Origin of the sequence: Aeromonas sp. R4-2, assembly GCF_040908295.1 — a bacterium.
Lineage (GTDB): Bacteria > Pseudomonadota > Gammaproteobacteria > Enterobacterales > Aeromonadaceae > Aeromonas > Aeromonas veronii.
In genome coordinates this window covers 345,226-369,817 of the sequence record NZ_JBFODL010000009.1, presented here as the reverse complement: position 1 = coordinate 369,817, position 24,592 = coordinate 345,226, and the positions used below count along the sequence as shown (strand labels likewise).

Here is a 24,592-nt window from a genome sequence, read left to right as displayed (position 1 = left end):
TCCTTTAAAAAATCGGGGGCTCGGGCACTTTGCTGCCAGTCTGGAGGAAATCGAAGTCACAGCCCTGATCGGCCTGGGTCACATGTTGTTGATAGAGTGCGGCATAAGAGCGTTCATAAACTTTGTGTACCGGTTTGAGCGTGCGGCGGCGCTCGGCCAGCTCTTCATCACTGACCAGCATGTTGAGACGGCCATTGGCGATATCGAGCTCGATGAGGTCACCGGTACGTACCAGTGCCAGTGGGCCACCAATTGCCGCTTCAGGGGCAACGTGCAGGATGCAGGTGCCATAGTGAGTACCGGACATGCGGGCATCGCTGATCCGCACCATGTCGGTGACGCCTTGTTGCAGCAGCTTTTTCGGGATTGGCAGGTTGCCCCACTCCGGCATGCCCGGCGCGCCGACCGGGCCGGCATTGCGCAGGATAATCACTGACTCCTTGGTTACCTCAAGGGCTGGGTCATCGATGCGATCCGAGAGCTCCTGATGGCTGTCAAAGACGATGGCGGGGCCCTTGTGGTGACGCAGTTCGGGTTTGGCGGCAGATGATTTCATCACAGCTCCGTTGGGACACAGATTGCCGCGCAGTACTGTCAATGCACATCCACGGGAGAGCGGTACCACAGGGTTATCGAGCGAGCGGATCACGTTGTCGTCATAACATGTCGCGTTGGCAATCCACTGTGCAACGGGACGATTGGTGACCCCGATCGCATCGAGGTGGAGGAATGACTCCACCTTTTTCAGCTGGGCCATCAGACCGCCGGCGAAGAAGAACTCCTCCATCAACTGATCACCAGAGGGAAACAGATTGGCCAGCACAGGGACTTCCCGTGCCACCGACCCCATGTCTTCCAGAGTGAGGTTGATGCCTGCCCGGTTGGCCATCGCAATCATGTGGATCGCGGCATTGGTGGAGCCGCCGAGCGCCATGTAGGCCACTACGCCATTGAGGAAGTTGGCTCGGGTCAGCCAGCGGGAAGGTTTGTGATCATGCCACACCATGTCGACAATGATTTGGCCGCATTGGGCTGCCATCTGGACGTGTCGCGAGTCAGCGGCGGGGATGGAGCTGGCCCCCGGCAACATAAAGCCCATGGCATCGGCGATGGAGGTCATGGTGGATGCCGTGCCCATGGTATTGCAGGTGCCGATGGAGCGAGTCATCGCCCCCTCCAGTTCGATCCAGTCATGCTGGGTAATGGCCCCCAAGCGCAATTGATCCCAGAACTTCTTGGTATGGGTACCGGCACCGGTGACATGACCGCGCCATTTGCCGCTCGACATGGGGCCTGCGGGGCAGAAGATCACCGGCAAGTCCATCGAAATGGCGCCCATCAGCAGGGCTGGCGTGGATTTGTCGCAACCGCCGAGCAGCACGGCCCCATCGATCGGATGCTGGCGCAGCAGCTCTTCTGCCTCCATCGCCAGAAAGTTGCGATAGAGCATGGTGGTCGGCTTGACCAATACTTCCCCGACCGACAGCGCGGGCAATTCAACGGGGTAGCCTCCCGCGGCCCAGACGGCTCGCTTGACGGCCTCGGCGCGCTCACGCAGGTGGCTATGGCAGGGGCTCATTTCACTCCAGGTATTGATGATCCCGATCACTGGCTTGCCCATGAATTCGTCGCGGTTCAAGCCACTTTGCTGACTGCGTTGACGATGGGCGAAGGCTCGGATGGTGTCGGGGGCATACCAGCGTTGGCTACGCAGCGCCGAGATATCGAGCTTGGCCAGGTTTTCACTGTTGAATGACATAGGAATAGCGCTCTCTTTGTCTGATTTGGTTAAGGATTAATTCAATAAAAACAGCATGTTAAATTCAGCCATTCTGACCCGTACGAAGAGGGGGGGGGTCAGGCGATGGAGTAGATTGTTCACTCATTCGGTGATGGGGTTTCCGGGGAGAAGCAAGGGCATGGCGTTGTGCCAGCTCCCGGACGATCTGTTGATAGCGAGCATCAGTGAGCGGGTAGAACAGCAACATCAAGGCAGCAGCGCAAATCAGGGCGCAGATCGGGTAGAGAAACATCAGATTGGCGATGCTGCTTTGGGTCTCGGTGCTTTGCGTCGCGTTGGGAACATAGCCTGACCATGCCAGTACCAGCCCGGGAATGAGGCCCGCAAGCGCAGCCGAACATTTGCGGCAGAAGGTCAGACTGCAGTAGACCAGCCCCTCGGTGCGGATGCCTGTTTTCCATTCCCCATACTCGACGGTGTCAGAGATGAACGCCCAGTTGAGACTGTTAACGAAAGCGGATCCCCACAGGGCCAGGGAGGTGAAGAGGATGTAATCGAGAGCACTCTCGCTGTAGAGGTAGTTGAGCAGGTCACCGCATATCCACACGCCAATACCGGCCAGATAGACAGGCAGTTTGCCAAAACGGTGCACGGCAAAGGGGACCAGCAATACCCCCAGGTAGATACACCCTATGCTGATGAAGCTCATGTAGGCGATCATCGATACGTCGCCAATCACATATTGGGCGTAAAAAACCTGAACAATCAGCTTGGTGTTGAACGCTGCCAGCGTCAGCAGATTGGCCAGCGCCAGGATGCCCAGCGGACGGTTTGCCAGCACGGCCCGTGCGTTGGTTTGTACTGCCGAAAACCCCGATTCGTTGACAACCGATGGCAGCACATGGCGTTCACGAACTCTGCTGTAGCAAAAGAGTACTGCTGCAGCCCCCATGACCGAATAAATCAGTACCGCAACGCTATAGCCGACCTGTGGCTTGTCAAACAGCAATACCAGCGGCATGAACCCCACCGAGCAGAGCAGTAATCCGGTATTGGCTCCGCCCTGGCGCCAGGCGGCGAGCTCGGCTCGGTCCTGGAGTCGCTTGGTGAGGGCCGGGACCATGGCGCCATAGGAGGCATTGCCAAAACTGTAAAAGGCACCAAACATCATGAACAGCAGGGTAAACAGCACTGTTTTAGCGATGACCGGGAGCTCAACGCTGGTAAACAGGGCGGTGTTGATAAGAGCCAGTGGCACTATGGTCCAGAGCAGGAAGGGGCGAAATTTACCTCTGGGGCCGAGCTCGGAACGATTATCCAGCACGCTGCCGGTCACCAGATCGGTGCAGGCGGTAAAGAACTTCGAAACCAGAAAGATTGCTCCGGCCCATGCTGCCGGAATGGCTGCCACATCGGTCAGGAAGATCAGCAAATAGAGAGTTGTGCAGTTGAGCAGGAAGTTATAGCCGAGATCACCCACTCCGTAGGCCATCTTTTCCTGCCATGCCAGACGGTCACTTGCCACATTGCGATATGTCATGGGATCACATCCTTGAAGAGAGCAACAGCGTGGCCAGCACGCCGCTGCCAGTTGCATGAGAGTCAGCTTTGGGTGGTCGCCACACGGCGGGCACCAAGGCTGGCGATGATCTCTTGATAGCGCTGCTCGTTGAGGGTGTAGAAGAGGGCCATCACCAGTGCCGTTAAGATGGCCAGGCTTGCCGGGTAGATGAAAATCAGTCCGGTGATCCCGGCTTTGGCGGCATCGGTTTGCTCCACATTGGGCATGTAGCCAACCAGTGCCAGAGCAAACCCGGGGACGAACCCTGCGATAGCTTGCGAACACTTTCTAAAGAAGGTCATGCCGCAGTAGACCAAGCCTTCGGTACGGGTACCGGTTTTCCACTCACCGTACTCAACGGTATCTGAGACAAACGCCCAGTTAAGGCTGTTGACGAAAGAGGTGCCAAAGAACGCCAGCGAGGTGAACAGCACGTAACTCATGACGGTGCCACCGAACAGGTAGTTGGCAATGTCGCCGGAGATCCACAGGCACAATCCGGCCAGATAGACAGGTTTTTTGCCAAAGCGGCGTACCAGCGCAGGCACAGACAACACCCCGAGGTAGATGCACCCCATGCTGACAAAGCTCATGTAAGAGACCATGGAGACATCACCCAGAATGTACTGGGCGTAGAAGACCTGCACGGTGAGTTTGACGTTGAATGCGGAGAGGGTCAGCAGGTTGGCTACTGCCAGCACCAGCAACTGGTTGTTCTTGAGTACCGCCTTGAGCCCCTCCTTGATGGTGGGCTTCTCGACTATCTGGTCAGGGTCATTACCTATGATGGTGTGGTGTTCTTTGACGTTGAGGTAGCAAAAGAGCACCGCCGCCAAGCCGACCGAGGTGTAGGCCAGGGCTGCCACCATGTAGCCGGTCTCCTGGGATTCAAACAACATGGCGATGGGCATGAAACCGACGGTGGCTAACAACAGGCCGGTGTTGGCTCCGCCCTGACGCCATGCTGCCAGCTCTGCGCGATCCTGAACATTTTTGGTCATAGAGGGCACCATGGCGCCATAGCTGGCATTGCCCAAGCTAAAGAACAGGCCAAAGGCCATAAAGCAGACGATGAACAGGGTGGTCTTGGTCTCGCTGTCGAGCTCAAAATTGCAAAACAGCAACATGTTGCAGACAAACAGGGGCACTATGGTCCAGAGCAGCATCGGACGAAACTTGCCGCGAGGTCCGAAGCTCTTGCGGGTGTCGAGGAAAATGCCGGTGCCCAGGTCGGTGAAGCCGGTGAACACTTTCGCCACCAAAAAGATGACGCCTGCCCACGCCGCATTGATACCTGCTACATCGGTCAGAAATTTAAGCAGGTAGAGGGTGGTGATATTCAATACAAAGTTGTAACCAAAATCGCCGACGCCATAGGCAAGTTTTTCCCTAAAAGGCAGTCTGCTTTCGATATGCGCCTGAACAACCATTTTATTCTCCATAGTGTGGAATCCATCCGGCAGCTCAATAATCGTAGCGATGCGATTATTGGCGCAAGTGTGATTGTTGAAAAGTGGGATCCAGATCGAGAGATTGCGCTGGTGGTTAAGGATTCTCTTACAAATAGTGTTTGCAAGCGAGCCAAACGTTTTCATGTGGCGGGTGTTGATTGGTGATCGAGATCGCTGTTTGGGTTTTACGCGATTGAAATGAAATCGTAGCGCTATTATTGTGTTTGCGAGCAAGCGGGGATGGCCCGACTAAACAGGAGCTTATGCAATGCAACTCGAATTTTCGTCACAGGCGTTAACGATTCAGCACCAGCAGCAGTTGTTATTTTCTCATCAAGCGGATGCCCCGGCGTTTTATATAGGCAAGGGCCGGGAAAAAATGGAAATTTATCGCGGCAACTTTGACATCGAAGACTACATCGAGTCTCGCGTCGCATTGACTCATATCGAACAGGTTGACAACAACCTGTTCGTTTTTGCCCCGAATGCCTTGACCCCGGCTTTGCTACAGGTGGCTGTGGTGTGTGATGGCGATGATGTGATGCTTTATCCGACCATACTGGACGAGGCATATAACCGCTTTTGGGTCAGATTGCCGGCCGAACGTAAAGAGCATGTCTGGGGTTGTGGCGAGCAGATGTCCTATTTTGATTTGCGTGGCCGTCACTTTCCGTTGTGGACCTCAGAGCCCGGTGTTGGTCGCCATCCCCACAGCGAGATCAAATGGAAAGCCGATGTGATGGGCAAAGCCGGTGGGGATTACTACCACACCAACTATCCGCAACCCACGTTTGTCTCCTCTCGTAAATACAGCTGCCATATCGACACCACCGCTTATGCCGATTTCGATTTTCGTCACGAAGGGTTTCATGAGCTGCAAGTGTGGGCGATTCCGCAGGCCATCGAGTTGCGCACCGCAGAGAGCTATCTGGGCATTATCGAAAAACTGTCCGCCCGATTTGGCCGCCAGCCCAGGTTGCCTGAGTGGGTTTACAAGGGGGCGATCCTTGGTCTGAAGGGGGGAGAGGTCAATACCTTCAGTCGTCTGGAAAACGCCCTTGACCATGGTATCAAGGTTTCGGGTCTGTGGAGTGAAGACTGGTGCGGCTTGCGGGTCACCTCGTTTGGCAAGCGCCTGTTCTGGGACTGGGATTGGCAGCACCATCAGGATCGCTACCCCAATCTGCCCGCCAGGATCAAGGAGCTCAATGACCAGGGCATCGAGTTCATGGCCTACGTCAACCCCTACCTGTGTGAAGATGGCAAGCTGTTTCCGATCGCCAAAGAGCTCGGCTATATGGCGCTGGACAAGGATGGTCAGGTTGCGCTGGTCGACTTTGGCGAATTCTATTGCGGCTGTATCGACTTTACCAATCCAGACGCCATGGCCTGGTTCCGTGATACCGTGCTGCGTAAAAACATGCTGGACATGGGGATCAAGGGGTGGATGGCTGACTTTGGCGAGTACCTGCCGACCGATAACATCTACCTGCACAACGGTGTCGATGCCAAGCTGATGCACAATGCCTGGCCGACTCTGTGGGCCCAGTGCAACGCAGAAGCGATCGCGATGAACGGCCAAACCGGTGATGCCCTTTTCTTTATGCGAGCCGGTTACACCGGGGTGCAGCAATACTGCCCGCTACTGTGGGCAGGCGATCAATGTGTCGATTTCAGCCGTCACGACGGTCTGGTCACGGTGATCTCGGGGGCGCTCTCCTCCGGTATGTTGGGGAACGCGTATCACCACTCGGATATCGGTGGCTACACCTCACTGTTTGGCAACCGTCGAACCAAGGAGCTGTTTGACCGCTGGGTTGAAATGGCTGCCTTTACCCCAGTCATGCGCACCCACGAAGGTAACCGCCCTGATGAGAACTTCCAGTTTGACCAGGATGGCAGTACGTTGGCGCATTTTGCCCGGATGACCCGAGTTTATTGCCACCTGACTCCTTACTTACGTAGCCTGGTGGATGAAGCGGCTGAGAAAGGGTATCCGGTTCAACGTGCCATGATGCTGCATTTTGAACATGATCCCGAGGTCTACGTCATACAGGATCAATACCTCTATGGGTCAGAGTTGCTGGTGGCACCGGTTCACCAAGGGGATGTGCGTGAGTGGACAACTTACCTGCCTGCAGGTGAGCAGTGGACTCATATCTGGAGCGGCCAGCGCTTTACAGGGGGCCAGCGGGTCACTCTGCCTGCACCGATTGGCCAGCCCCCAGTGTTCTATCGTGCCAAAAGTCCCTGGGCTTCGCTGTTTGCCGAGCTAAAGGATCTGGCGTAAATCGCACCGGCGTTCGCCATAGAGGATGCGACCCGGATAACCCATGGCCGTGACAATGTTCACGGCCATTATGTTTCACCAGAGGAGCAGAGCAGCATGATTGACACTCTTGACGTTGTGCAAAACCCCAGCCAGGACGACATCGATTTTTTACGAGACAATCTGATCACAACCAATCGTGAGTTTGTTGGTGAACAGATACGTCGCCCACTTGCCATCTTCTATCAGGATGAGCAGCAACGTCGTGCCGGAGGATGCAGCGGCCATACCTACGGCAACTGGCTCTATATCGAGTATCTGTGGGTGGCCAGCAGTCTGCGGGGGCGCGGTGTAGGAGGCCGGTTATTGGCAGCGATGGAGCAGGCTGCCCGCGAGCGCGGCTGCCGTTTTTCACAGCTCGATACTTTTAGTTTTCAAGCAAAGCCTTTTTACCAAGCGCGGGGGTATTCAGTCGTCATGACGTTGGAAAAGTGCCCGGTGTTTCATCAGCGATATTACTTAATCAAAACCTTGTAGCGCTGGCAGTAACTGGTGCCCTGCTTAAAAATATCTGACGCAATGGATAGTGTTCTGGTAGATACATGGGGGGCATTTATCTTCATGGGCTATTTATCAAGGCCATGGTTTTGTGATGGATCATGGTGTGACTATATTGGCTTGGTCACAAAACAAACCGGGTACTCTGTCTGGGGATCAAGTCAAATCCGGCATCAATGATCTCGCCTCTATAATCGGGATCGCGAGCCATCCGTAACATCATGGATGCAGCCTGGCTGGCAACAGAGTGAATATTGATATTGATACTGGACAAGGTCACGGGGGCCAGATAACCGCTGCCTGGAAAATCGCCAAACCCGATGATAGAGAGTTGCTCTGGTACCGGGATATTGCGTGCAATCGCCTCCATCAGTAATGCTGTACCAATTGTATCGTTTGATGCAAAAATACCGTCGAGTTTGCGCTCTTTGAGCAGTGTCTTGATGAGTAGTTCGCGTGCGGCGGGGTAAATATTGTCGCTGTAAGGGATTTCGACCAACAAGGGATCCATACCCGCCGTCTCAAGTGCCTGGCAAAAGCCGCTGTAGCGGCTCTGCGCACGCACGTCATCGTTAAAACGGGTCGTGAAATAGGCAATTTTATGGCAGCCGGAGCGTATCAGGTAAGACGCGGCATCGTAACCCACCTGAAAATGATCGATACCGACCTGCGCGACAAACGGACTGGCTTCACCGATTTGCCATGCTTGAACCACAGGCACCGCACTGTGCTCCAGCATACGAATCGTAGTATCACTGTGCTTCGCGCCAGTAAGGGTTATGGCAGCAGGAGACCATTGTAAAATGGAGCGGATCTGCTGTTCCTCTTTTTCCATGGAGTGATCATGAGATGCGATATAGAGCTGAAAACCTGCATCACTCACGATATGTTCAATCTGTTGGACAAAGGTACTAAAGGTAATATTGGAAATGGAAGGAACGATAATTGCCATTGCCGAGCTTCGCCCGGCAGTAAACTGACTGGCAATTTTGTTGTGCACATAACCCAATTCATCAATGGCACGCTGAATTTTATGGCCGGTATTGGCTTTTACCTTGTCTGGATGACGTACATAAAGTGAGACAGTCGAGGGGGATACCTTGGCCAGGGCCGCGACATCATTAAGCTTGACGGTTTGTTTGTTTCTCGAGGACACGTGTTCTGCTTCCTGATCGGTTTTACTGGGCTATAACTCTCTGTATCCTGATGGGATACGAAGGTTAATAGCTCTGCGAGCTCCTAGTAAGTGTATAAAAAACAAGGTGAAAAAAAAAGCAGTAATTACAGCGGAGACTGCAGCTCATAACTGTAGGCTCGACTCATAACTAATGTTGAATAGCCCCATGTTTCATCAGTGTTTAACTGTATGCGTCATAATATAGATCTTGGTTTTAAAGGTGCATAAAATACTTTAATGCGCTTCTTTTAATGATTAGGTTACAGTATGTATCTATTGTTCTTTGTCTAACTCAAATAATGACTCTTTTCGTTTTAATATCCAGTTGTTGACCTCCGAAACAGAATGAAAACCAGTGTTATGAGGCGCTAGAAAATTATACCTTTTAATCCATCTATACAGAGTTGAACGAGAAATTCCCAATTCCTGTAGTAAATGTTTTGTTTTTATTAACATGGTTTTGCAATTGTTCATATATCCCCCTCATGTTGAAGCGACTCTAAAACACCTCTTGGGCATAGTCAAATCCACGAAAATTGTTTTTATGATATATAAAAGCAAGTTTCACGGGTTTATATGATGAATTCATCGTAGATCTTGCTTTTTAATAATACGAAAACAGTGAAAATAAAATTAAATTTAACATGTCTTGTTTAGAAGACAAGAGGATTTCATCAAAAATTGTAGGCTGCCACTTTGGATTTGATCCCATGGGCGTTGTTGCCCAAATCGACGCAGCTTGAATGGAACTAACTAAGGACTTGGTGATCTGATCACCACCATCCCCTTCAAGTCTGCATCATGGGCAAGTCGCTTCACCCCATCACCAACTGGCCTACATACAACAGGCCTCTGATTAACCGTGGTTCACTCACCTTCTGGGTTGATGCCGAGGCCATGAGCAACTGGTTTCACCACGACCATCATGGGCGGCGGGGCCGCAGCCAGCTCTACACTGACCAGACCATCTGCACCTTTCTAATGCTCAAGGGGATTTTCAGCCTCACGCTGCGAACAATACAGGGGCTACTCGACTCCCTGTTCGAGTTGATGAACGTACCGCTTTGTGCCCGTGATTACAGCTGCGTCAGCAAGCGAGCACGCACCGTGACGGTCGCTTATCGACTCAACCGGGCTGAAGGTGTTTGGTGAAGACGAGTGTAAGGTCAGAAAACACGGCGCTGAGAAGCGGCGGGTCTGGCGCAAGCTGGGGCGTGTTTATGCGGATGATGCCTATGACAGCAAAGCCAGCCATCAGCTTATCTCTCACAAAGGGGCGACAGCCAGTATTCCGCCTCGTAAAAAACGCAGGGCTATGGGAAAAGGGACATCCAAGACATGAGGCGGTGCTGGTGATGCGCAAGGAGGGGTTAGCGCACTGGAAGAAGATGTAGGGATATCATCGGCGCTCGCTGGCAGAGACGGCGATGTATCGGTTCAAGCAGTTGATGACGGAAAATCAGCCTGCGAACATACAACGGTTAGGTAGGGGAAGTGATGGCGTATGTTGGCGCAATCAACAAACTGAACACCCTTGGTCTGCCTGTCAGAAAGCCCCGAGTGTAACGGTCACTTGGGGCTGGGGCCGTTGTGGCTTGATAGTTGATTTGGGAAACAACGCCGTATCTGGCCACCAAGCTGAGAAGACCCTAACGCCAGGTCGGTGGAGTGGTTTGACTATTAAATCAATCAGAAATACCTTATTTACACTATGTTTCCTGACAGGTTGAGATGTTGCGTTAGGGTGCTATTGTGGTTAAGGAGAATGCATTCCATGTGCCTGAGAAGCCCGTATTTCCCCCTATATGGGGGCTTTTTATGGTTTCAATTCTCCACTTTTTGGGAGTGGCTTGTTTATAATTATAGTCTGGTGATAATTAGGGTTAAATAAAAACTGCAACTATTGATCATTAGTATGCATACCGTAGCCTGACGGTAACTAACTTCAAGCACCTACTGAAAATTTAGCTAATTGGTTATCTCTTCGCGGTATCCCTCTGGGTGGGACAATGCATAATATCTTCAGTGTACAATATCTCAAATGTCATCAAAGATCCTTTATTTTTATATTTGTTGCAATTATGGATGGGTTTGTACTTCGTAGAATAGCCCACGGTCACGAAATCATTATATTAATTCCCTGCATTGAAGAATCTTTTTTGAGCTGATGGTGAAATTATATTTATAATTTGTATCGCATGGCCACAAAACTTGCCAATATATTATGCCAATTAACCTGCTTTGGTAATGAGACATAAATACGCGAGTGAAATTATTCATAACTACGACATGTGATGCTCTTAAGATTAATATGTGGCGCTTTTTAATGGACATATATCATATTTAGACTGCAAAGGATGTATAAATAATGGTTATTTAGAAGCTTGTCGTTATATTGGTATGGGGTTTAGTCATGAATTTTATTGTAAATGGTTAATTAATATTAATTGTATTATTGGCCTAGGCGTGCAGGTCTTGATTAGATGATTGCAAGAAGGAGACATTGATGAAGTCTTTATTTTTATTGTAGGTAAGGTTCAGGTTTAATAAGTTTTCACTCTGGGTGATAAGACGTATTGTACTTGTTATTTCCTTCGCCAGTAAATGAAGTTGTAATCCTGCTACTTTCCTAGTTAGAGGGCTAAAATAAATATATAACGCAGCGTGATGCTTAGTGAGATGGCATGAACTGCCACTCAACATTATTTTTGATATGGCATTTACATCCTCTGTATTTCATCTTGAAACACAGAGGATGTAAATTAAGGTCGGAATGAAAAGGTATAATAATAATGCATCTACAAGACGGTGTTGAAGGCTGCATCATATGCATGATCAGATGTCTACTTGTAGGGGCTTGAAAGAGTCCCGCTAAGGCTGCCTGGTTATAATTAATGGTATCCCATTGTACTATCATAGGATAAGATACTTAGATGAATATTTAGGCGGCTTTCGATGCTTTTTATTCGCAGAGTGTCATGTTTTTGATGAGTTTTCTGTATGGTGAACAGGTTTAGCGAAACGTTGTTTATAAGTGTTGCCACCATATGGCAGCACCAAATGCTCATTGCCATATAGTGGCACGGATTTTTGACATCGAGATAGTAGTATCACTAAGTTAAGTCTTTGTTTTTAAATGACTAAGTTTTAAATTATTAAAGTTTGCGTACATGACAAGCTAATAGCAGTTTGCATGCAAAAATTTGGAAAAATCTCCGATAAACATTGCCATAATATGGCAATAGAACCTTTATATGCCATCAAACATGGTGGATACATTGACCTGTATGGAGATTGATTTTTAATGGTGGGGGCTTGGTTTGTTGATGTCCCTGGCGGCATAAATGGTTTCTGAAATAGGATGTTGTACGGACATCCATCACATCATATGGGGGAGCCTACCTTTCCTAGTTGATACAGATTACTCAATGGAGTTAATTTTTGAGTAACCTGTTGTGGTGTTGAGGGAAGACTTGAATTGCCCCATATTTTCTATACACTCTGTTTCTGAAAACATACAGCTTTCACACTCAGTCCACGACATATCATCATTGTAACTATTGCATCTGATTGGGTTGTAAAACACTCCGATATAATCAAGTACGTCTCTGTAGATTTAACTTATCAATGCAACAACCATTAGACAACTTCTTTTGGTGTTTTAAATTTCAAGGTCTTTCTCGGTCTGCTTTTTAGTTGGGTTGCAATCTATCCAGCTCCTGCTTGTAATTTTGGGCAAGGCATGTCTTTTTGGGGGGAACTGTCGTATCAGACCACTGGTATTCTCGTCCGTGCCCCATTGCCAGGGACTTTGGGGAACTCGGAAATAAATTTTACTCCTGTACTGGCAGTAAGCATCCAGATGCTTGGCCAGTTCCATACTGCGCTCCCAAGTCAGTGATCACCTAAGCTTGGATGGAAGTTCCTAGCATTTATTTATAAGTGTTTTATTTACAGACCATGTATCCTTTCCATTTAGCTTGAGAATAATTGTATAGCGCGATGTTCTATTTACAAGTGTGGCTATGTGAGAGTTATTCGTACCGGACACAAAATATCCCTCCCAGTGATCGAGATATTGTCGGTTATCTACGTGCTTGGAGCGTTCGTGGATTGATATGCTGTGCACGATATTGATAGTGCCTCTTTCTACCTTGCGAGTATGGCTATTTCCATGGTGCAGGCTATGAGAACGGAGCAGATGTTTGACAAGCAAGTGGTGAAGCGCACTCCGGCGGTGAAAATACAGCGTTTAATGAATCGTCTCGGCGGAGATCTACATCATGTTCTTGCGAGGGAGCATACTTCTGAGCCACCCTGAGATCTGCTCAGGAGACCATTTTAATTCGATTTTTTCCAGAACCCGATTTCGCAGTTGCGAGTTCCATTCCAGAAGGCATTCCTTGAGTCTCTTGGTCACTTGACTTGCACGATTATTGGCATCAACAGCTTTGTAGCCACGTCGGTTAAGATTGTGCTGAATTTCCCGAGATATTGTTGAAAGAGAGAGGTTAAGAGAGCGTGCGATGGAACTAATACTCATTTATGTTTATGGGGTCGATCTGTCTCATTTCACCCCAAAAAACGTCAGGTGAGCCACTACTCGACAGCGTTCGCTCGGTTTGATGTCTCCCGTATCCCTTAACATGGTAAAAAAATAGTATCGGGCCTCGAACCTAGGATTCTCGCTATCTCACTGAAGCCGGTTCCGCGTTTCCAGAGATCAAAAACAAGCGCTTTTTTCTTTGCTGTAAATGTGCGCTTCATTCAACAATCCTCCGCAATAGTATGCTTTCACATGGTTGTCGTGTTTCTCAATTGAAATCGTCTCAGCCTCTTTTAAATGTTGCGTTCCTCGGTGACTTGGTGCAGTTCTTCTTTCAGAAGGCGTATCTCGGCTTGCAAGGCTGGTTTTTCGTGCTGCAGTTCGTACTGTTTGAGCTAGGTATATAGACTTTGACTGGATGTGGTAGAAGCAGTTCTATGATGTTTATGGCATGGTGACGATCTGGCCAGAGGCGAGATATTACTTGCCGTATTGTTGGGGCGGGGTAAGCGAGTGCGGCTTGTTTATGATCTGCTGGTGGGTGCTTTCTACATGAATGAGCCCTTAAGGCTTGGATAAGGTTGTTTGAATTGTTCAGCAAGTGATTTAAATATAACAGAAAAATGAACTTCTGCAGTTTATGTCCACGAACTTCTGCATGTGGTGTTTCAAATATGAAACGGCTGGACGGGTCTGGCCTGGCTCTATTACGGCAAAAACGGATGAAATCCTGTCGGTTCAGTTGCTCAGTCGAAGAGTGTTACTATCTGTAGCAATGCCCCTCAAATTTCACCACGTCCCAATTGTGTACCACTATCATCAGCGTTAGAGCCATAAACCTTTATAAATCAGTTCATTAAAAAAGACATATTGCAAAACGTGGATAGAATGTTGGCTCGTTGCCCGCGTGTGCTGTTTTGCTCATGTTGCTCGAGATGAGGTATCCGATGACGGCGGCTAGCGCCTGGGTGGGCGGTGCCAGGCACCACAATTGTGTGCATGGTAAACCATAGCGCAGACAGAACGAAGGGCGAGCCGTGCAGGTGGCGGTTTATTGGGCGGTTGCTCCCGATATCTTAGGCACGTCTATCTTGCTTACCGGGACTATACGACCAATTTATCTCGTAGGATGCGATGATTTTTTATGACATCAGAATGTTAGCCTGGTCCCATATCCGCTGGTTATAAGGGGTATAACCAGCGTGTGATAGCGGGAGCCTTTAGACTGCAGGCCTCAAAACAGCAATTTTGCAGGTGGTGCAGTTATGGTGATTACTCAGGGTCCACAGTTCAACGGCAAGGCATCCAAGCGGATGCATGTGATGGCCAAACCTATCGGGGCCGTGTGTAACATCGACTGTACCTACTGCTACTACCTCAGCAAGCAGGATCTGCTGGAATACAAGAAGGGGTGTTCGCCCCAGATGGACGAGCAGACCCTTGAGACCTATATCCGCCAATATATCGAGGGGCAGAATACCCCCGAGATCATCTTCTCCTGGCAGGGGGGCGAGCCGACGTTGCTTGGGCTCGACTATTTTCGCAAAGTGGTTGAGTTGCAGCGCAAATACCAGCCGCAAGGGGTGGTGATCGCCAACGACCTGCAGACCAACGGCATCCTGCTCAACGATGAGTGGTGTGAATTTCTGGCCGCCAACAACTTTCTCATCGGTTTGAGCATCGATGGCCCCGAGCTGCTGCACAACGCCTATCGGGTCAACCGAGCCGGGCGCGGTACCTTCAATCAGGTGATGACGGCGGTGGCGTTGCTGCATAAATACAAGGTGAAGTTTGCCACCCTGACCAGCGTCAACAACCTCACCAGCAAGAATGCGCTGGAGGTTTATCGCTTCCTGCGTGATGAGGTGAAGTCGCCCCAGATGCAGTTTATCCCCATCGTCGAGCAGAAAAGTTTTCGCACCACCGCGCCCCAGACTTGGCAACCGCAGGAGCAACTCAAGCAGGGGGACAAGCGCCTCAATCCCTGGCACAAAAATTCGGTGGTCGAGCCCTGGTGCGTTTCGGCCGAGGGGTGGGGGGATTTTCTCATCACCATTTTCGATGAGTGGGTGCAGCGGGATCTGGGACGGGTCTTCGTGCAATATTTTGAGGCGAGTGTCGAGACCTGGATGGGTCGCAAGAACCCCCTCTGTACCTTGGGGGAGATCTGCGGCAAGGGGCTGGCGATGGAGCCCAACGGCGATGTGTTTGCCTGTGACCACTATGTCTATCCCAAGTACAAGATCGGCAATATCCACCATCAGCCGCTCAGTGAGCTGGCGTATTCGCCCGCCCAGCAAGCGTTCGGCTTTGCCAAATCGCGCAGCCTGACCCGTCAGTGCCAGCAGTGTGACTACCAGTTTGCCTGCTATGGGGAGTGCCCGAAGAACCGCTTTATTCGCACCCACGAAGGGGAGGCAGGTCTGAATTACCTCTGTGCCGGTTGGTACAAGTTTTTCAGCCATATTGATCAGTCGATGGCCTATATCCTTCGCCGTGCCGGTTATCCGGTGGCCCATGGCAAGTACCGTGATGCGGTGATGAATAACGGCGTCTTGACACATGGTCAGAGGAAATAAGCGATGCAGAACATGTTGAGTCGCTGCGAGTTTCGTCACACCCGCTCCGGCACCATGGGCGCCTTGTGGCTGGCCCTTGGCATGACCCTGTCTGGCGCAGCGCTGGCGGTAGCCAGCCCTGAGCCGCCGGTCACCACATCAGCGAATGGGGCACCCACCGCATCCGTGGCAGTCACTGCGCCCTCAGCCGCCCAGATCCAGCAGTGGGCCTACCGTGCGCAGGATATCTCCCTGCCAGCGGTGGAGCGGGCCGATGCCCTGCGTCAGCTGGCGTCTTATCCGAACCAGAACAGTCTGGTGGCGGTGGCCAGAACTCTGCGCGACGAGAGTGAGCTGGTGCGAGAAGCTGCGGTCGTGGCTGCTGACCCTTATCAGTTTGCGCACCGCTGGCGGCTGCTCTCACCGCTGTTGGCTGACAGCAGTGCCGAGGTTCGCCGTGCCGCTACCCTCAATCTGGCTCGCGATTATGGCGTCATGAATGAGGGGCAACTGAGCGCCATTGGCCAGCCGCTGGCGGAGGTGAGCGAGTATCTCGCACGGCAGCAGGACCCTGCGCAGCAGCTGTTGCAGGCAGATCTCTATCGCTGGACCCGGCAGTGGGACAAGGCGCAGGCAAGCTACGAACAACTGCTGGCCAATCAGCCCGATAATCCCCTGATCTGGCTTGGTCTCTCTGACAACTTGCGGGCCCAGCAACGGGATGCCGAGGCGCTGGCCTTGCTCAACAAGGGGATCCTTGTGCTGCCGCAGAATGCCAACCTCCATTACGCCAAGGCGCTGACCCAAGTGCGCCTCGATCAGAAGAGCGAAGCGGCAGTCACCATGGCACGGGCGGCGGAGCTCGCTGGCAATAACAGCTACTTCTGGTATCTCAACGGGGTGCTGCAAGAGCCGCTGGATCTCGAGAAAGCCATCGGCTCGTTCGAGCTTGCCTACCGGATCTCCGGCGCGCCGGAGCAGCTCTATGCGGTGTGCGATATCTACCTTCGCCACGATCACCCCAAGAGCGACGCCTGCATGAGTGAACTTGGCAAGATAGCGCCCCCCGAGGTGCTGGCCGAGCTCAATAGCAAGCGTGCGAGCAAGACGAGCACGCCGCCGGTTTCCGCTGGCCAGTAATGGCTGCCACTTCTCTTACTGCACAGGTCAGGTTATGACGATCACACCGTTCAAATGCGCAATTCCGTTGCTGGTGACCACCCTGTTGGTAGCTGGCTGCACCCTCTCGGTCAAACAGGGCAACCAGCCGCTCCATCCGCTGCGACAGAAGGTTGAAGCGGACATGGTGCTGGTGGAAGGGGGCCGTTTTGAGATGGGCTCCAACGACCCTAGCGCCAAAGCGAGCGAAGGGCCGCAGCATACGGTCTCGCTCAACAGCTTCTACATGGCAAAATTCGAGGTGACCCAGGCTCTGTTCGAGGCGGTGATGGGCCCCTCCATCAGCTATTTCCAGGCGCCGGATGTACCGGTCAACAACCTCAGCTGGCAACAGGCCAATCTGTTTGTGACAAGGCTCAATGAGCTGACCGGTGCTCACTACCGCCTGCCCACCGAAGCTGAGTGGGAGTATGCAGCCAAGGGGGGCAAGCTGAGTAAAGGCTATCGTTACAGCGGCTCCGATCAGATTGACGAAGTGGCCTGGTACAGCGGCAACGCCAAGAATCGCGCCTATCCGGTGGGGCTGAAAAAGCCCAACGAGCTGGGGCTATACGACATGACCGGCAATGTGGGGGAGTTTGTGGCTGATGCCTATGAAGAGACCTTCTATCGCCATAGTCCTCAAGAGAACCCGAACAATGCCCAGGAGAGCAAGAGCCACCTCGCCCATAAGTCGGTGCGAGGCGGCAGCTACGCCTATGAGGCTGAATTATCTGAAAATTTCCGGCGTGATTTCGCCAGCCAGTCGGTGATGATGGCTGACATGGGATTGCGACTGGTGCGTGATGCCCGTTAGGACTGAACGATGGAGGTGGCCAGCCCCAGCTCGCTGACCACCTCGAACAGCTGCTGGCGTAGCCAGCGGTGGCCCGCCTCGGTGGTCCGGCTGGGATGCCAGATGGCCGACAGGCTGAATACTGATTCCTCGAAGGGGAAGGGGAGTACCCGCACATCATACATGCCGGCAAAGGTATTTATGATGGAAGTGGGCAAAACCCCGATGATCTCGCTGCACGCAATGATGGGCAGCATCTCCATGGCGGTCGGCACCCGTACCACGATATTGCGGTTGGCCATTTGCGGCAGGTGCTCGGCGGTGATCATGCTGCCTCTGACCTGCCACTGGGCCAACGCCACATGCTCCTCGGTAAAATAGGCCTCCACCGTCAAGTCGCTGCCCAGTCGCGGGTGGTTGCTGGCACACACCACCTTCACCTGTTCGCCATAGAGCACCTCGCTCTTGAGCATGCTGCGCCCACTCTGGGTCATGTCGATGATGAGATCATAACGCTGCATCCGCAGGTCACTCTCCATATCCTCGGTAAAGAGGGGATGCACCTCGAGCGAAATACCCGGGGCGTGTGCCCGGATCTTGCCCAGCAGTGCTGGAACCAGTTGGGCGCTGACCAGTCTGACACAGGCGATGGAAAAGACTCGCTGGGAAGTGCGTGGATTGAAGGTGCGCGAGGTCGAGAGGGTCGAGCTGAAGTTTTTCAGTGCGGCCGCCATCGCCGGATAGATGTCGATGGCAAACGAGGTGGGCTCCATCCCCACGACCTTGCGATTAAACAGAGGATCACCGTAGATCTCCCGCAGTCGCTTGAGGGCCTTGCTGACGGCGGGTTGGCTGATCTCCATGCGTGTCGCCGCCCGGGAGAGGCTGCGCTCTTCATAGATGGCGACAAAGATCGGGATCAGGTTCAGCTCGGTACTTCGGATGTCTAACAAGAGAGGCCTCGTTACATGTTCGTGGAAAAATCACACTGCCTTGGCTCTGTCGGGTAGCCGGAGGGGAGAACCTGCCACGCCAGTCAGGTGGCGTGGCAGCCAGCGGGTATCCCACTTTGGCAGTGTAATGAAGTGGGCAAAGTGGGACAACCAGTGCAGGGGTTGGTTGCTGCGTGGCGCACTTTATTTATCTGTTTGCGTTGCTGGATGACTGATCCGCTGAGGTCGGTTTGCCAGTCAGGGGGGGCAATTCCGGCAGGGCCGCTTGCCAGCCGACAATGTGGCCCAACCGTGAGCGGATGTTGCCATGACTGGCGCCCCGTCGCCTTTGCAGGCGCACCAGCAGGCGCCAGCCCATCCTGAGCGCATCAGCCCGATCAAGGGGATCTTGCTGGAATACAGCCTGTTGTTGCTGCCAAGCCTGATCGGAACTGACACGGCTAAGTTCCAGCAAACCCCTCTTGGCCCGCAGATAGCGATAGGCAAGTACCCGCACCGCTCCCCACTGCCTGCTCCAGATGGCGGCTCCATATTGCCAGCCGAGCGGGCGAGGGTGGTGACGGTAGTAACGGGTCATAGCCAGGAGTGCCAGCACCAGCAGGGCTACACCACCGGCTACTCCAAGCAACCGATGCCAGTAGGCCGCCAGCCAGGAGGCGGGAGTGTGGCGCACTTGCAGGGTCTGCCCGGGGAGGGTCAGGGTCTGCAGCTGGCCAGTCTGGCTGTTCCACCAGGCAAGCTCCAGCGCGGGCAGGGTCAACTCACCACCGCGCTGCACGATATAGGTAGTCTTATCTTCCCGTGTCGAGAGGTACTCCCCCCGCTCCTGGGTATCGTTCAGTCGGGCTTGCGCCGGATAGGCCTGTACCCGCCCATCGCTTGCAAGCGGAGTGATCAGCGGCGGGATCAGCACCGAGAGGGTATCCTGCCCGCTGGCGGTCACGGTGCGGGTGATAGCATCCCCTACCCGCAGCTCGCCGTCAGCATGGTCATCCGCAGAGCGCTGCCAACGCTGGCTCAGGGTGAGATTGCTGGCGCTCAGCCAACGCCCGCCGACCGTCAGGGCAGGGTCGGGCAGAGCGGCGGCAAAACGCTGAGGGGGGGTGGTGAGGGTGATCTGCCGGGAGCCCCCTTCAGGGCGCGCCACGGTGGCCCGTACCGCGATGGCGGGGATCTCGAACTGGCCGGATTGCTGGGGATAGAGCGTCAGCTCCCAGCGCTGGTGCGACCAGGTCTCGCCATCGCGGCGCTGGGTGAAGTTGGTCGCCAGCTCGCTGCGCTGCTTGACCATGACCCCCGGCAGCTCGAACTGGCCGATGCGGGTACCCGCGGTAAACCAGCGGTTGGTGGCCAGCTCCAGATAGAGGGTGATCTGCTGGTTGACGGCATAGGGGCGCTTCTCCTTCCCCTGATCTTTCAACCAGCTCTTGAGGGTCACCTGAGTGGCGTCAGTCGCATCAGCGGCCTCGGCAGCTTGTGCTTCGACCGTGAGCAGCACGGCCCCGAGCAGGGTAGCGGTCGCCATATATCCATACAGCCAGTAGCGGAGTTTATTGTGCCGGTTGCACATGGGTAGGCTCCTTGTGGGTGGCAGAACGAGGACGGGCGGTTGCGCCCGTTTGCTGCGCTTGTAGCTGGAGGCGGAATTTGGCTTGCAGGAAGTCACCGGGATCAGACTCCACCCGGCGCAGCCACTTTTCGGCCTGCGCCGGATTGGCCAGGATCTGATCTGCGGTCAGGGTTTCGCGCGCCATCAGGGATGAAGCCACTGTCTCTTCCGCCCCGTCGGCACTGCGTGGCTCATCATCGGGCAGTTCACTGGAGTGATCAGGTCCATCCGGCGTGCCGGTCTGGCTCTGACTGGCGCGGTTGATCTCGTCAACAATCCGGCTCATCACCTGATAGTTGTGGGCGGCTGATTGGCGCACGCTCGGGTCGCTGTCCTCGTCAGCCAGTTGCCGGAACAGCCGGCGGGCGGCCAGATACTCACGCTGTCTGGCGAGGGCATTGCCGGCATAGAGCAGAGCCTGTTCGGAGTCGGCTTGCAGGAATGCTGACTGGGCCAGCGCAAACTCGGCGCCATAGTAGTAGGCCACCCCTTTGTAGAAGGGATCTTCATAGTGTTTAGCCGCCTCCAGATAGTCACCTTGCTGGAAGTACCACTGCCCCTGCTGATCCGGGGTGAGCCAGAGGTTTAACCACTGCTGTTTCAGCTCCTTTGCCCAGTGATTGATCGCAGGCTCTGTCGGCTCTGCGGGCGCCAGCGAGAAGGTGGTGGCCTGCGCAGGCGTCGTCTGTAACAGGGAGAGACCGATGGCTGCCACCAGACCCCACTGCACCAGCCAGCCTTTGCGAAACCAGAGCAGCAGCAGGGCGACGACCGGAAAGAGCAGGTAGTAACCCATGTCCTGCCAGGGCATCAGGGAGTCGTTATGGATCAAAAAGTTGCGTTCAATCCCCCGGTTGATGCGCTCTACATCGCCATTATCCACCGTCATGGTGAGCAGGGTGCCATCGCTGTCACTGGCCAGTCGCCGTAGTGAGGCAAGCTCCAGCGGGCGTTTGCCACTCAGGGCCGGGTCGCCAGCGGCCAGGATCAGCAACTGACGGGATTGACCACGGAAATAGTCAGCCAAGGGGGCGATGGCTGCGGGGCTGATGCCATCACTCACCAGCAAAACGGTGCTGCCTGTCTCATCGGCCAGAAGCTCGGTGAGCAGCGGGATCACCTGTTCGGTGCGCTTGCCCGCTTTAGGCATGATCTCGGGACGGATGGCGGCGAGGATAGGGTCATAGACGGCATTGTCACGGGTCAGCGGCATGGCGGTGTGGGCCGAGCCGGCAAAGACCACCAGCCCGTTGCGCCCGCCATCGCGGGTCGCCAGCAGATCGCTGATCTTCTGCTTGGCCCGCGTCAACCGGTTGGGGGCGATATCCGTTTCCAGCATGGAGTCGCTGTTATCGAGCAGGATCAGCAGGGCGCCCTGATCTTCGCCAAAGGGGGAGGGTTCACGGCTCCAGGTCGGCCCTGCACAGATCAGGATGGCCAGCCCCATCAGCAGCCCCAGCACCTTGAGGGGCAGGTTCTTTTTCCAGCCGGTGTCCCCCAGCGTCAGCGCCTCGCGCAGATGGGGCGGCAGCCGCTGTTGCCAGTTGTTCGCTTCATCCATGTGCCAGCGCAGCAGCAGGATGGCGACAAGGGAGAGCAAGGCCAGCAGCCACCAGGGGCGCAGAAAGTGGGCATTCAGCCAGAGCTGTTGCCAGTAGAGAGGATCCATCATGGCGTGTCTCCTGAGAGAGCAGTGCGCAGGCGGTAGCGCCTGAGGGTCAACAGGGAAAAGAGGGTGAGATAGAGGCCGACGCTGACGGCGATGAGGTAATGGTGCAGGCTTTCGCGAGTCTGAAAGCGGGTGCTTTCGTAGCGTTGTGGCTCCAGCTCACCGATCACCTGATAGGCGCGCGTCAGCTGCGCCTCATCAAGAGCCTGAAACAACTGGCCGCCGGTCAGGGTCGCCAACTGTTGCAGGGTATCGAGATCGAGAGCCTGTTCGCCGACGGTGGCCGGATCCCCCATGGCGATAGTATGCAGCCGCACGCCGTTGACCGCGGCTACCCGGGCCGCATCCCGCGGGCTGACAAAACTGCCGGTGTCGTTGCCATCGGTAAGGATGATGGCGACTTTCTCCCGCTTGGCGCTGTTCTGCTCTAGTTGCCCGTGGCGATCACTGTTGTTGAACACTTTGATTGCCAGACCGATGGCATCTCCCAGATGGGTACTCTGGCCCGCCATGGCGACATCGGTCTCCTGCAGCAGGGTTTGCCAGGTGTCGAGATCGGCGGTAAACGGCGCCTGGAGAAAGGCGGCATCCCCAAACAGGATTAGCCCGAGCCGATCTCCTTCGCGCGTTGCAGCAAATTGTTTAAGCACCTCTTTGGCGGCGTCGAGCCGACTGAGGGACTTGCCGGGGTCGGGGGAGAAGTCGGTCTCTGCCATGGAGCCGGAGAGATCCAGCACTATCATCACATCCCGCCCGAACCGCTCGCGTACCTGAGGCGGGCCATAGATGGTGGGCTTGGCTAGCGCCAGCACCGCCAGTAGCCAAACGGTGATCAGGGCGATCCGTTGCCACCAGCTGGCAGTCAGCTGGGTTGCCCCCTCACGCGGCGGCTCATCCAGCAGGTCGATCAGCAGGTCGAAGAAGGGCACCTTGATGGCACTCTGCCGGGTGCGATAGGCCGGAATAAGGCGAAACACCAGCAACGGCAGGGGCAGCAGCCAGAAACAGTGGGGGTGGGCAAACTCGAGACCGGCATCAAGCATGACGGGCCTCCGTCGCCAACGAGGCTGTTTGTATTGGAGTCTGGTGGTGGGCAAGCCAGTCGTTGCAGAGGGAAACGAGGCAGAGCTGATCACTCACGCTTAACACCACCTGGTCACAGACCAGCGATACCAGCCAGCGCTCCCCCAGTTCGGTCGCGAAACGGGGCTGCCTATCAGCCATGGCATTGTCGAGGGTCTGCAGCAATGCCAAGCCAAACAGCTTGCCGTGCCGGGGATCTAGGTGGGTCAACACCTGCTTGATCAGGTGAAACAGCGCCAGATTGGCCCCGGCATCAGACCAGTTGATCGTGCACAGGGCCGCCTGCGCTTCACGGCGGTAACGCTGTTGCCACCAGCGCTGTGCCCGGTGATAGAGCCAGAGCAGCGCCAGCGCCCCCAGGCTCAGCGCCAGCAGCAGCCAGCCTGCGGTTTGCGGTTGCCAGCTGATGGTGGGTGGTACGGTCACGTCCTGCAATTCGCGCAGCATATAGGTGCCGGGCAGCTTGTGGTTCATCAGTGATCTCCTCCCAATGCGGTAATGAGGCGGGCGAGGTGGTGGCCACCGGTGTCGAGGGTGATAAGCGGCAATCCCTTTAGGGCCATCAGTCGCAGCAGTTGATCTTTTTTCAGCTGCTGCTGGCGGGCTAGCCCCTGATCCAGCACAGGGATCTGGTGGGGAGCAATATTGAGCTGGTACTGGCCATCGCCAACTACCAAGCTGGCGCCAGCGGCTGTGGTCGACAGGGTCGACTCAAGGGGATCGGCGATGTGCAGTGCCAGCACATCGTTGTGCTGTTGCAAGTAACCGAGGCGGGTCAGGTCGGCCTCGGTGACGCCTGCCCAGTCGCTGAGAAAGATCAGGGTGGTATTTTTCAACTTGAGGCGGCCCAGCATCGCCAGCAGGGGGGCCATACCGGTCGCCTCGCTGTCGTGGCTGGTGGCCGAGAGAGCATGATTGGCGGCACAGAGCTGGCGCAGCCCTGCCAACCAGTGGCCACGGGAGCGCTGGCCTCTCAGCCACGCCACGCCATCGCAGTGCAAAATGGCGAGCCCGACCCGATCGTTCTCTTTGAGTACTTGCCAGCCGAGCAGGGCGGCGACTTCGGCGGCCACTACCGACTTCATCATCTCCACCGAGGAGAAGAACATGCAACTGCGCTGATCAACACAGAGGATCACGTGACGATCTTTCTCTTCGCTATAACTGCGCACATGGGGGCGGCCGGTGCGCAGGGTCACTTTCCAGTCCAGGGTGCGAATATCATCCCCTTGCTGATAGTGGCGCAGCTCTTCAAAGTTGAGTCCACGGCCGCGGAAGCGTGACGGGTGACGGCCGCACAGCAGGTTGCCGCTGTTTAACCGGGGCAGCAGTGAAAACTGGCCGACCAGCCCCTGTAGCCGGACCAGCGTCAGGTAGTCACAGTGGATGCGGGGATCACCACTGGGCGGTTGCCCGCACTGTGTCAGCCTGTCATGGGATAAGGAGCGAGGTGTCATGGTATC

General features: G+C 54.4%; 18 protein-coding genes and 2 pseudogenes. 7 read left to right on the top strand and 13 right to left on the bottom strand.

What is annotated here, in order from left to right; all coding sequences use genetic code 11:
• Positions 1 to 4: 4 nt before the first annotated feature.
• From araD to AB5Y99_RS06715, 3 genes are all read right to left on the bottom strand, one after another.
• Positions 5 to 1,759: an L-arabinonate dehydratase gene (araD, locus tag AB5Y99_RS06725; RefSeq protein WP_368209112.1), complete on the bottom strand. Its 1,755-nt coding sequence runs from the start codon at positions 1,757 to 1,759 to the stop codon at positions 5 to 7.
• A gap of 64 nt (positions 1,760 to 1,823) precedes the next feature.
• On the bottom strand, positions 1,824 to 3,281 hold the full coding sequence (locus AB5Y99_RS06720) for a glycoside-pentoside-hexuronide (GPH):cation symporter (RefSeq protein WP_323892305.1): 1,458 nt from the start codon (positions 3,279 to 3,281) through the stop codon (positions 1,824 to 1,826).
• 62 nt (positions 3,282 to 3,343) lie between these two features.
• A complete protein-coding gene (locus AB5Y99_RS06715; RefSeq protein ID WP_323892304.1) occupies positions 3,344 to 4,732 on the bottom strand; it encodes a glycoside-pentoside-hexuronide (GPH):cation symporter in 1,389 nt (462 codons plus the stop codon).
• Between AB5Y99_RS06715 and AB5Y99_RS06710 the strand changes: the two genes are divergently transcribed.
• The 3 genes from AB5Y99_RS06710 to AB5Y99_RS06700 all read left to right on the top strand — a co-directional run bounded on the left by AB5Y99_RS06710 (position 4,715) and on the right by AB5Y99_RS06700 (position 7,559).
• Positions 4,715 to 4,918: a hypothetical protein gene (locus tag AB5Y99_RS06710; protein WP_368209109.1), complete on the top strand. Its 204-nt coding sequence runs from the start codon at positions 4,715 to 4,717 to the stop codon at positions 4,916 to 4,918. The genes AB5Y99_RS06715 and AB5Y99_RS06710 overlap by 18 nt on opposite strands.
• A 103-nt stretch (positions 4,919 to 5,021) precedes the next feature.
• Positions 5,022 to 7,043 carry an alpha-glucosidase gene (locus tag AB5Y99_RS06705; RefSeq protein WP_216953428.1) on the top strand — a complete coding sequence of 674 codons (2,022 nt, stop codon included), beginning with the start codon at positions 5,022 to 5,024 and terminating at the stop codon, positions 7,041 to 7,043.
• A gap of 96 nt (positions 7,044 to 7,139) precedes the next feature.
• On the top strand, positions 7,140 to 7,559 hold the full coding sequence (locus tag AB5Y99_RS06700) for a GNAT family N-acetyltransferase (RefSeq protein WP_368209106.1): 420 nt from the start codon (positions 7,140 to 7,142) through the stop codon (positions 7,557 to 7,559).
• Positions 7,560 to 7,704: 145 nt separating this feature from the next.
• Here AB5Y99_RS06700 and AB5Y99_RS06695 read toward each other — a convergent pair whose 3' ends face one another.
• Positions 7,705 to 8,736 carry a LacI family DNA-binding transcriptional regulator gene (locus AB5Y99_RS06695; RefSeq protein WP_368209103.1) on the bottom strand — a complete coding sequence of 344 codons (1,032 nt, stop codon included), beginning with the start codon at positions 8,734 to 8,736 and terminating at the stop codon, positions 7,705 to 7,707.
• 294 nt (positions 8,737 to 9,030) lie between these two features.
• Entirely contained in the window at positions 9,031 to 9,213 is a 183-nt protein-coding gene (locus AB5Y99_RS06690) for a helix-turn-helix transcriptional regulator (RefSeq protein WP_368209149.1), read from the bottom strand.
• A gap of 345 nt (positions 9,214 to 9,558) precedes the next feature.
• On the opposite strand from AB5Y99_RS06690, the gene AB5Y99_RS06685 reads away from it, so the two are divergent.
• Complete coding sequence (locus AB5Y99_RS06685) at positions 9,559 to 9,909, top strand: transposase (RefSeq protein ID WP_323892300.1); 351 nt, start codon at positions 9,559 to 9,561, stop codon at positions 9,907 to 9,909.
• Positions 9,910 to 12,396: 2,487 nt separating this feature from the next.
• On the opposite strand, the pseudogene AB5Y99_RS06680 reads toward AB5Y99_RS06685, so the two are convergent.
• Together AB5Y99_RS06680 and AB5Y99_RS06675 are read right to left on the bottom strand one after the other, a co-directional pair.
• Positions 12,397 to 13,524 (bottom strand): annotated as a pseudogene (locus tag AB5Y99_RS06680) (IS30 family transposase).
• 75 nt (positions 13,525 to 13,599) lie between these two features.
• A pseudogene (locus tag AB5Y99_RS06675) lies at positions 13,600 to 13,722 on the bottom strand (IS3 family transposase); the annotation flags it as partial.
• 846 nt (positions 13,723 to 14,568) lie between these two features.
• Here AB5Y99_RS06675 and AB5Y99_RS06670 point away from each other — a divergent pair.
• Genes AB5Y99_RS06670 through AB5Y99_RS06660 form a run of 3 tightly spaced genes read left to right on the top strand, consistent with a single transcriptional unit; the run spans position 14,569 to position 17,836 of the window.
• Positions 14,569 to 15,882: an anaerobic sulfatase maturase gene (locus AB5Y99_RS06670; protein ID WP_323892299.1), complete on the top strand. Its 1,314-nt coding sequence runs from the start codon at positions 14,569 to 14,571 to the stop codon at positions 15,880 to 15,882.
• A 3-nt stretch (positions 15,883 to 15,885) separates the two neighbouring features.
• Positions 15,886 to 17,001: a tetratricopeptide repeat protein gene (locus AB5Y99_RS06665; protein ID WP_323892298.1), complete on the top strand. Its 1,116-nt coding sequence runs from the start codon at positions 15,886 to 15,888 to the stop codon at positions 16,999 to 17,001.
• A 34-nt stretch (positions 17,002 to 17,035) separates the two neighbouring features.
• Entirely contained in the window at positions 17,036 to 17,836 is an 801-nt protein-coding gene (locus AB5Y99_RS06660; protein ID WP_323892297.1) for an SUMF1/EgtB/PvdO family nonheme iron enzyme, read from the top strand.
• On the opposite strand, the gene AB5Y99_RS06655 is transcribed toward AB5Y99_RS06660, so the two are convergent.
• From AB5Y99_RS06655 to AB5Y99_RS06630, 6 genes are all read right to left on the bottom strand, one after another.
• Complete coding sequence (locus tag AB5Y99_RS06655) at positions 17,833 to 18,768, bottom strand: LysR family transcriptional regulator (RefSeq protein WP_323892296.1); 936 nt, start codon at positions 18,766 to 18,768, stop codon at positions 17,833 to 17,835. The two genes, AB5Y99_RS06660 and AB5Y99_RS06655, sit on opposite strands and share 4 nt — an antisense overlap.
• A 187-nt stretch (positions 18,769 to 18,955) precedes the next feature.
• Entirely contained in the window at positions 18,956 to 20,338 is a 1,383-nt protein-coding gene (locus tag AB5Y99_RS06650) for a BatD family protein (protein ID WP_368209098.1), read from the bottom strand.
• The gene (locus tag AB5Y99_RS06645) at positions 20,319 to 22,049 is read right to left on the bottom strand and encodes a VWA domain-containing protein (protein ID WP_368209097.1); all 1,731 of its coding nucleotides are present in this window, start codon (positions 22,047 to 22,049) and stop codon (positions 20,319 to 20,321) included. The genes AB5Y99_RS06650 and AB5Y99_RS06645 overlap by 20 nt, the downstream gene beginning before the upstream one ends.
• The gene (locus AB5Y99_RS06640) at positions 22,046 to 23,089 is read right to left on the bottom strand and encodes a VWA domain-containing protein (RefSeq protein ID WP_368209095.1); all 1,044 of its coding nucleotides are present in this window, start codon (positions 23,087 to 23,089) and stop codon (positions 22,046 to 22,048) included. Before AB5Y99_RS06640 ends, AB5Y99_RS06645 begins: the two co-directional genes overlap by 4 nt.
• Positions 23,082 to 23,603 carry a DUF4381 family protein gene (locus AB5Y99_RS06635; RefSeq protein ID WP_368209093.1) on the bottom strand — a complete coding sequence of 174 codons (522 nt, stop codon included), beginning with the start codon at positions 23,601 to 23,603 and terminating at the stop codon, positions 23,082 to 23,084. The genes AB5Y99_RS06640 and AB5Y99_RS06635 overlap by 8 nt, the downstream gene beginning before the upstream one ends.
• Positions 23,603 to 24,586, bottom strand: coding sequence for a DUF58 domain-containing protein (locus tag AB5Y99_RS06630; protein WP_368209092.1), 984 nt, complete (start codon positions 24,584 to 24,586; stop codon positions 23,603 to 23,605). Before AB5Y99_RS06630 ends, AB5Y99_RS06635 begins: the two co-directional genes overlap by 1 nt.
• Between the last annotated feature and the right edge of the window lie 6 nt (positions 24,587 to 24,592).

Bases quoted from the DNA above. Each gene is read 5' to 3' on its own strand.
- araD (WP_368209112.1), bottom strand. From the start codon at position 1,759: ATGTCATTCAACAGTGAAAACCTGGCCAAGCTCGATATCTCGGCGCTG.
- AB5Y99_RS06720 (WP_323892305.1), bottom strand. From the start codon at position 3,281: ATGACATATCGCAATGTGGCAAGTGACCGTCTGGCATGGCAGGAAAAG.
- AB5Y99_RS06710 (WP_368209109.1), top strand. From the start codon at position 4,715: ATGCGCCTGAACAACCATTTTATTCTCCATAGTGTGGAATCCATCCGG.
- AB5Y99_RS06715 (WP_323892304.1), bottom strand. From the start codon at position 4,732: ATGGTTGTTCAGGCGCATATCGAAAGCAGACTGCCTTTTAGGGAAAAA.
- AB5Y99_RS06705 (WP_216953428.1), top strand. From the start codon at position 5,022: ATGCAACTCGAATTTTCGTCACAGGCGTTAACGATTCAGCACCAGCAG.
- AB5Y99_RS06700 (WP_368209106.1), top strand. From the start codon at position 7,140: ATGATTGACACTCTTGACGTTGTGCAAAACCCCAGCCAGGACGACATC.
- AB5Y99_RS06690 (WP_368209149.1), bottom strand. From the start codon at position 9,213: ATGTTAATAAAAACAAAACATTTACTACAGGAATTGGGAATTTCTCGT.
- AB5Y99_RS06685 (WP_323892300.1), top strand. From the start codon at position 9,559: ATGGGCAAGTCGCTTCACCCCATCACCAACTGGCCTACATACAACAGG.
- AB5Y99_RS06670 (WP_323892299.1), top strand. From the start codon at position 14,569: ATGGTGATTACTCAGGGTCCACAGTTCAACGGCAAGGCATCCAAGCGG.
- AB5Y99_RS06665 (WP_323892298.1), top strand. From the start codon at position 15,886: ATGCAGAACATGTTGAGTCGCTGCGAGTTTCGTCACACCCGCTCCGGC.
- AB5Y99_RS06660 (WP_323892297.1), top strand. From the start codon at position 17,036: ATGACGATCACACCGTTCAAATGCGCAATTCCGTTGCTGGTGACCACC.
- AB5Y99_RS06650 (WP_368209098.1), bottom strand. From the start codon at position 20,338: ATGTGCAACCGGCACAATAAACTCCGCTACTGGCTGTATGGATATATG.
- AB5Y99_RS06645 (WP_368209097.1), bottom strand. From the start codon at position 22,049: ATGATGGATCCTCTCTACTGGCAACAGCTCTGGCTGAATGCCCACTTT.
- AB5Y99_RS06640 (WP_368209095.1), bottom strand. From the start codon at position 23,089: ATGCTTGATGCCGGTCTCGAGTTTGCCCACCCCCACTGTTTCTGGCTG.
- AB5Y99_RS06635 (WP_368209093.1), bottom strand. From the start codon at position 23,603: ATGAACCACAAGCTGCCCGGCACCTATATGCTGCGCGAATTGCAGGAC.
- AB5Y99_RS06630 (WP_368209092.1), bottom strand. From the start codon at position 24,586: ATGACACCTCGCTCCTTATCCCATGACAGGCTGACACAGTGCGGGCAA.